The sequence below is a fragment of the Bacteroidota bacterium genome, assembly GCA_018698135.1.
Lineage (GTDB): Bacteria > Bacteroidota > Bacteroidia > CAILMK01 > JAAYUY01 > JABINZ01.
Map to the genome: position 1 here is coordinate 1 of JABINZ010000213.1, position 7,880 is coordinate 7,880.

General features: G+C 34.2%; 6 protein-coding genes. 1 reads left to right on the top strand and 5 read right to left on the bottom strand.

The features are described from left to right. Nucleotides 1–2,180, top strand: a 2,180-nt coding sequence (locus HOG71_13615; GenBank protein MBT5991882.1) for a T9SS type B sorting domain-containing protein, incomplete at its 5' end; no start/stop codon positions are given. A gap of 405 nt (nucleotides 2,181–2,585) precedes the next feature. On the opposite strand, the gene HOG71_13620 is transcribed toward HOG71_13615, so the two are convergent. The 5 genes from HOG71_13620 to HOG71_13640 all read right to left on the bottom strand — a co-directional run. Continuing rightward, nucleotides 2,586–3,872: a transposase gene (locus HOG71_13620; GenBank protein ID MBT5991883.1), complete on the bottom strand. Its 1,287-nt coding sequence runs from the start codon at nucleotides 3,870–3,872 to the stop codon at nucleotides 2,586–2,588. Nucleotides 3,873–3,954: 82 nt separating this feature from the next. After that, nucleotides 3,955–4,203 (bottom strand): hypothetical protein, encoded by a 249-nt coding sequence (locus HOG71_13625; protein ID MBT5991884.1) that lies wholly within the window; start codon nucleotides 4,201–4,203, stop codon nucleotides 3,955–3,957. Between the two features lie 4 nt (nucleotides 4,204–4,207). Next, nucleotides 4,208–5,686 (bottom strand): transcriptional regulator, encoded by a 1,479-nt coding sequence (locus HOG71_13630; protein MBT5991885.1) that lies wholly within the window; start codon nucleotides 5,684–5,686, stop codon nucleotides 4,208–4,210. A gap of 270 nt (nucleotides 5,687–5,956) precedes the next feature. Continuing rightward, nucleotides 5,957–6,538, bottom strand: coding sequence for a hypothetical protein (locus HOG71_13635; GenBank protein ID MBT5991886.1), 582 nt, complete (start codon nucleotides 6,536–6,538; stop codon nucleotides 5,957–5,959). A gap of 385 nt (nucleotides 6,539–6,923) precedes the next feature. Further along, nucleotides 6,924–7,880, bottom strand: a 957-nt coding sequence (locus tag HOG71_13640) for a DNA primase (GenBank protein ID MBT5991887.1), incomplete at its 5' end; no start/stop codon positions are given.

Below are 7,880 nucleotides of genomic sequence, written 5' to 3' on the forward strand. Positions count from 1 at the left end.
CCTTGATTGTTTTGTCGGATTATGGCTGTAAAGCTAGCAAGACAAAAACGGTGTATGTAAATCCCATGCCTGAAGCTTTGTTTGACCTGAATGATTCTGCAATATGTTATAATGAGCAGCATTTTTTGGTCAATAACTTATCAATTGTCAATAGAGATTCTATCAATCAGTATCACTGGTTATTAGATTCGTTGGCATTTTCCAATTCAAAAGTACCTGACTTTGTAGATTCTTTGAAAGCTGGAAACCACACATTAGAACTTATAACATTTACTACTCATGGATGTTCAGATACGACAAACGTGCAATTTGTGGTTCATCCAATGCCCAAAGCTGAATTTTCCATCAACGATTCATTTCAATGTTTCAATGAGCAAAACTTCATTATCACTAATCTGTCAACAGTAATTGGAGATAGCATTAATAAATGGTACTGGAGAGTTGATACAAGCCTTACAGCACCCTTTGACACTGTGCAGGGTAGTTTTCCTTTTATTGATGAACTTCAGGCTGCCACATGGAATTTACAACTTGTTACCAAGACATCCAACAACTGTACTGATTCCATCACTAAGCTCATTACAGTTAGCCCTTCACCTATTAGTGATTTCAGCATAGCTGATACCGCCCAATGCTTTAATGGACATATGATTTCTACCGAGAATATTTCATTTATTCAAGGTGATAGCATTATTCTAAACCAATGGATAGTTAACAATAGTGACACATTTTCAAATTATCATATAGATTCTCTTGTACTTCAGAATTCTGGAATAATCGATATCAGATTGATCACTAACACTACTCATGGCTGTTCAGATACTCTTGTAAAGCAAGCAAAACTTTTTGCTAGTCCTCTGGCTGATTTCAGCATTAATGACAGTACTCAATGCCTCGATTCCAATAGTTTTGATTTCACGAATCAATCAGTAATCAGTGATGGAGTTATGAGTTATCAGTGGATTATTGAAAATGACACTGTAGCATCAGAACATTATGATTCCATAACATTTACGAAGTGGGGCAAGTACACAATTCAGCTCATAGCAACCAGTAATCAAAACTGCACCGACACAACTAAACAAAATATCTATGTGTATCCGATGCCTTTGGCAGCATTTATTTATCTCAACAATTGCCTAGAAGATACCATGTGGTTTTTTGATAGTTCTATGGTTGATAGTGGTAACATCACTAAATGGTTTTGGGACTTTAAGAATGGTAGTACCAGCGGAAGTCAGAATCCTTTTACGATTTATTATTATACAGGTCACAAATCGGTAACGCTTTTCAGTACCAGTGATTTTGGTTGTGTAACAGATACCACTCAATTCTTTACTATCGAAAGCAAAGTTTCAGCACCATTACTTGAAAGAGCTACCGTAGTAAACAATGAACATATTTTTGTGGAGTGGAAGAAACCTGTTGAGGGTATCCCCAAGACCTATCATCTGGAGCGCTCAGATGATGGGTCTTGGTGGGATTATCTTTCAGATGAGGATCAGGGCACTTTCAACTATGAAGATTATATGGTTTACCCTGATATGCAGAGTTATTATTACAGGATTAGCGTTACTGATAGTTGTGAATTTACAGGTGAGTATTCGAATTATGGGAAGAGTATTTTGCTAAGGGTAGATACCAATGAAGCCTATCCTCGTTTGACATGGTCGTCTTATGAAGAATGGCAAGAGGGAGTTTCGAGATACGAGTTGCAGGTAAAGGGTTTAGATTTACAAAGCTCCAATAATAGTACTTACCAACCCGTAACCCGTATCCCAAAACCCGTAACTTTCAAAGACAGTCTGACTAATCTTAAAGCAGCCTCCTACTGCTACCGTGTGATAGCTTACCGAAACGGAGATAGCTTAGAGTCCGTTTCCAATGTCCTCTGCATACCAACTGAGTTTCGATTATTTATTCCAAACTCTTTCACTCCAAATGGAGATGGTGTTAATGACATTTTCCTGCCAAAAGGCATCTTTATTTCAGAGTACAATATTCAGATTTTTAATAGCTGGGGTGAAAAGGTATTTGAAAGTGATAAGCTAAGTGAAGGTTGGGATGGAAGCTTTAGAGGAAAGACCTGCCCTTTAGGTACTTATTACTATAGCATTCGCGCCAAAGGGGCAAATGGGAAGAGTAAAGAGTTGAGTGGTAGTTTGACTTTATTGAGGTGATTGAAGATATTTATTGTTAACAAACGCAAATCATTCAAGTGGCGATATAGCGATTTGGCGAAATGGCGAAATCAAATCGCCAAATCTCCATATCGCCATTTAGCCTGGCAAAGCGTTTAAAAACGTTTTATCACGTTTCTGAATGTTATTGGATGTCGTTTTCGGTAATTGACAAAACACTTTTTCGGTATGTTCCAATGTTGAATCAAAGGAGAACAAGAAGGTTACAATGATCCCTCAGGGATTCAAACCAAATTTATTTGACTAAAAAAACGAGCTGTTTCTTAATATTTGAAGCTATTGAGTAGGCTAGTAGTGCATTCGGAAAAATGTGCTTTTCCGAAAGCAAGGTACAAATTACTGGACTTTTTGTACTTTTTAAGAGATGAATAGAAATGAATAGTATCATGAGCAAGTACATTTCATACAATTGCATGTTTTGTTTTTTAGATTCCTTTTTTCCCTTGCTTTTTTAATCCTTTCAGATAGGTCGGGTTGCGGAAGTCCTCTAAATTTTTCATCAGGTGTCAAATAACCCAAAGAGTAGTGTGGTCTGATAAAATTGTATTCAATTATCAAAGATTTTAATTGTTTAATTAGTATTCCTGGGTTTTCAGCATGTTGGATATAAAGATAATCAGATTTCATTATCCTAAAAAAACGCTCAATCATAGAATTACTATATCTAATATCTTTTAAAGCTATTTTGTGCGATATTTCAGAATTATAAAACAGTTTATAATATTCAACAATTTTTCGAATATTATTCCCAATGTTTTCTGATCCTCCATCACTTACTAATGTCAAGCTTGCTTTTATCTTAATACCCAATGCTTCTTCTAACATTTCACAAACAATAGAATTACGTATCTTATCTTCACACCTCCATGCTAATATTTTACGGCTAAAATTATCGATAATTGCATATATATATTGCTTTTCTCCGTTTAGCGTTCTAAAATAACTGATATCGAAATGCCAATATTCATTTATCCTCATCGCACGTAAAGGCTTATGTTTTTTACGTTTTCCTTGCTTCCTATTTGATGAAGGTAGTATTTTAGATGCATGTTTGTAAAAAGTAGATCTTGATATAGTAAGTAGCTTTCGTTTTACTAAATCAGCATGAATAGCACATTTAGGCCAGTTCCTAAAATTTGGATCAAAAAGTGCTTTTTCAATGATTGTAAATTCTCTAATCGTTAGTTGCTGAGGAAACTTCTTAGCACAAAGGAGTATTTTACTAGAATCACATTCATATTGAATTTGGTAATACCAAACAAGGTATTTCCTTGGTTGTACCTTAAACCATTTTAATAGTGTATCACGAGTTAGAATGTTTGAATAAGCTTCTATTAGATTAACAAATTCTCTTTTATTTCTTTCTAATATTTTAATATAGTTTTTTTCACCAATGAAATCAACTGATTTAAAATGGATTCTTGCAGTAATCATAAGAAGTTTCCTGTAATGAATTGAGCTAATATTATTATCAGTGATAACTTGTTTGACCTCTTTGCTTATTTGCAATTGATCCTCGAGTTTAACAATACTTGTCTCAGGTAAGCTTCTCCAATAGTATTTAGTTTGTTTGGGAATCTTTAACTGTTCGCTTCTTGGAACAAGTTCTTTTTCTTTACCAATAGCATATGCTAACTTGTAAAGAAGTGGATACGATTTCTTCTTTTTCATAATCTTAAAAATTTATTAGTTAAAAGAATAAAGCTAAGAAGATTGTTGCTCAAAGATTGTAATCGTAAAGCTGTATATTAATTTATTGAGATAGAGTAGATGTTGTAACAGTTTCTACTGGTGAAGTACTACGGTAGTATGTACTACATGAAAACCTTAAATCCATTTGCATGTAGTTTGCAGGGCATAGTCTGAATTTACTGGTCATTTCTGATATTTCTTTGCTGATAGTTTGGTATAAGTAAATGGACTTAAGAACACCTATTTTCAAATCATGATTATTAATAATGTAGTTTATTTCTTCTACATTAAAAACCAGTTCTTTAAGCAAAGATTTATGGTTTGCTTATTAGCTTTAATAAATTAATGCCTGGTTCTGTGATTTTATACTTTTGATTTGGATGTGTTTTTTTATCTGGATACTCCATGGAAATCCATCCTAAATCTATGAGTGGGTCTAGATACTTTTTCCTGTTTTTTGATTGATTACTAATTTTAATAGCATTAAATAAATCTTCACGCCTTATCCAACTTTTAGCAATTTTAAGTATATCTGCTACTCTTGTATGAATCTCTGCATTAACTACCTCACTAGCTTGGTCACTAGCTTGGTTATCAGCTTGGTTACCTGCTTGGTTACAAAAAGCAATGATGTCTTCTATGTTGCTAAATGTTAGGCTTCTAGCTTGGTTACTTACTTGACTACTTTCATGCTCACTTCTTTTATGAAGAATAACTAATATACCACCATCCTTTTCTAAAATATCCGGCTCAGGAAGCTTAGCTTCTTTACATGCATTTATAATTTTAAGTGTACCTCGCCCCCAAGTATCAATATAACCAGCCATAAAGCATGCTTTTGCAATTTTAGGATTACGTGGACGAGAGTTATGCTCTTTTTTCAATTCTTCAAGAATAAGTCCCAAAGGCAAACCTCCTTCGTTCCAGATGGAAAGGCGGTCATCATAAACCCGCATCTGAATGTGTGCTCCCATATAAGTTCTGTGTACTAATGCATTGAGTAACATTTCTCTTAATGCATCCACAGGGTATTCATCATTCTCTATACGTTGCATTCCTGAAAAGACCACCGGTCTGGTTAAAAACTTATGATTCAGTTGTACCTGCACTTCGTTTAATATATGAACTAGGTTACCTTCTACAATTTCCTGGAATTTTAAGTCAGTTGAATCTTTCCTAAAACGGCCAATATTAACCTGAACATTGGGATAAAATCTACTAGGGTCTTTCCCGAAAAGAACAATAGCGGCTCGCTTTAATTTACTTCCATCGGTAAGTTGTAGTTTTTCAAGTATCTCAAATGTGGACAACCCTTTAGTTTCCGGCATTCTGCCCTTTTCCTTGCTGTCTTCTATGAATTTCTTTAGACTATCTTCATTAATGTCTTGAATATTTGCTCCTTCTTCAACTACATCATCCCAAGTTTTACCAGTTTTTTTTAATAAAAATTCAGTTAATTCAACCCCGGTCAACTCAAGGTTTGTACTGCCGGAACGATAATAAAACCTGCCTCTTAAAGATACGGCAACAGAGTAGGGGCTTACTTTTATGGAGATATATTTACTGCCTTCATCATCTTCTAACTGCACATCACAGATGATCCCCATACTATTTCGAATTTTATTCGGGACATCCGCCATGAGTCTTTCATAGTTAGGTAAGTGAACTACATTCCCAGAATCATTTTTTCCGATATAAATGATTCCTCCTATGGAGTTGGCAAAACCACATACCCATTTCAGGTAATCATCGTGCCAGATTTGTTTGTATTCTATGTTTTGTTGTTCGGGCAATTTTCTGATTTTCCTTCTGTGAACTTAATGCACTTAAATAGTACTTGCCCCCAAATTTAATAAACTAAATGCGTTTATACCATTGAATTCGAGAGTTCTGTTTTAGAGTAACATGCAATAACAGGTTATAATGTATTAGAATTAATATAACCAAGAAAACCATAATGGTTTACGTGATGATGCTCAAGTCAATATTTGATATATTGCAACAGTAAAATAAGGGAATAATAATATTGTATCATTCCCCATAACTAAAATTTAGTGCTAGAACTAATAGGTCTTCTTATTCATCAAATCTAATGAGGAGTAGATTACACATTTATCGTTCTTTGCTAATTCATCATCATCAAGATCGAGGCCGAATAGCTTTTCTTTTGCTATCTCACGCTTTTTCTTTAATTCTTGTTTAAACAGATAATCATCTTTTACAGCTGGATGTTCTTGCCCCTTGTTTTTATTATTTGCTCTTTGAAATGCTCTTTCTTTTTCTCTATCCTCATATTTTAATTTTTGTATCCTTAACTCTTGCTCCAACTCCAATTTTCGTACATCATATATTGATTTAGGATCGCTACTGCTATCACTACCACTATCACTACTACTACCAGAAGGGGGGATGTGATTACTGTCTGTATTCTGCGTTTTTGTATCATTTTGGGCACTACCGGTAGTACTACTACCACTACCGCTACCACTTTCTGAAACATCATTTTCTTCCATCGCTTGACTGTCCAGATACTCTTTCTTAATCTTTGAAATTTTTGTTGGTGAAACATTAAGACTTGTTTGGATAAATTGATATGATCGCCCTTCCTTGAGGAGCTTTAAAATTTCTTGGATTTTGGTTTCCATCTTAAGTTTGGTTTAAATTGTAAATAAAAATGTAAAATAATTTTAGCAGTTATTCCTTTGATGATTTAATGGGATTTTTCTTTTTTTCTTATCTTTTGAGTTGTTGAATTTTTAGGAATTATTATAGGTATAAATTGGGTTTTAAACTGTACTTTAGTACTACAAGCCTTTTTTCAGCCTTTATCTTTCAGTAAATCAACGACATGCACCTAAAAGACAATCAGTACTGAAAGTACAGTACTTTTTAATCTAACAAATTAAGACTTCTGTACTGATCTGTACTCTAATTGTACTTCTTAAACTGCTGTATTTCTGTATTATATATATGTTAAGTACTAAAGTACAGATATATTTATAAGTTATATAGTATTGTATTATCACACTTCTATAATTTGATTCCAAGTGTAAAATATTCGATGCTGTTGCGCTTGTCATCCTCTCCATTCTTTTCGGGATTGAAAGTATATCCTTTGTATTCACAATAAGCTTTTATGCATGCTTTAAACTTCCTGGAAGAATAAAATTTGATAATGGTTGGATTGTTCAATTTGAAGTCTTCGTAAAGACTGGATCTCTCAAGACTTGTATCCTTTCTTGAAGAGTCATAGAAATATGTTTCTGCCCAATCCAGAAAATCATTGCCCATAATTGCTATCAGTTCTCTTAATCTGATTGATTGCTGAGGTGCTTCTATCTTACCAAGTTTTAGATATGATTGAATAGAATAAGCCGCAACATTGTAGAATTTGTTCCATTGTTCATCCGGCCATTCATCCTGATCAAAGAAGATCCTACCGAATTCCTGTGCAGGATTTCGATTGCTGTTATAATAATCTGAAAAGCCAATTTTCCATTGTCGCCTTAAATCAGAGTTCCCATTGACTTTAAGAGCATGATTGGTGGAAATGTAAAGTTTAGGGGTTAAATCTTTGGGAATTGTAAAAGCAGACTTGTTCTTTGGGTTTACCACCAGCTGTCCTGTCAGGACAGGATATAAAAATTCAAAATCAAAACTTTGCCTTACATCATCGATAAGAATGATTCGGGTTCTTTCATCAACTCCTTGCCAGATATGGTTATCTTCGGTTAAATTTCTTTTCTTACCCGATATATAAGCGTATTTGAAGAGCTCTCCCAATGCGAATCCGAAAATACTTTTTCCTGTTCCGCCATTACTTTCTCCCAATTCGGACACTGTATTATCCATACCTAAAACAGCCCATGTTTTACTGCTATTGTTAAATGAGTGTGATAAATAACCAAAAGCATTTATTTTACTCAAAAAGTGTTGGTATTCTTCAAGCTTTTCTTCTCTCGTTTTTCCCTTTTCTTCTTTTGTCCA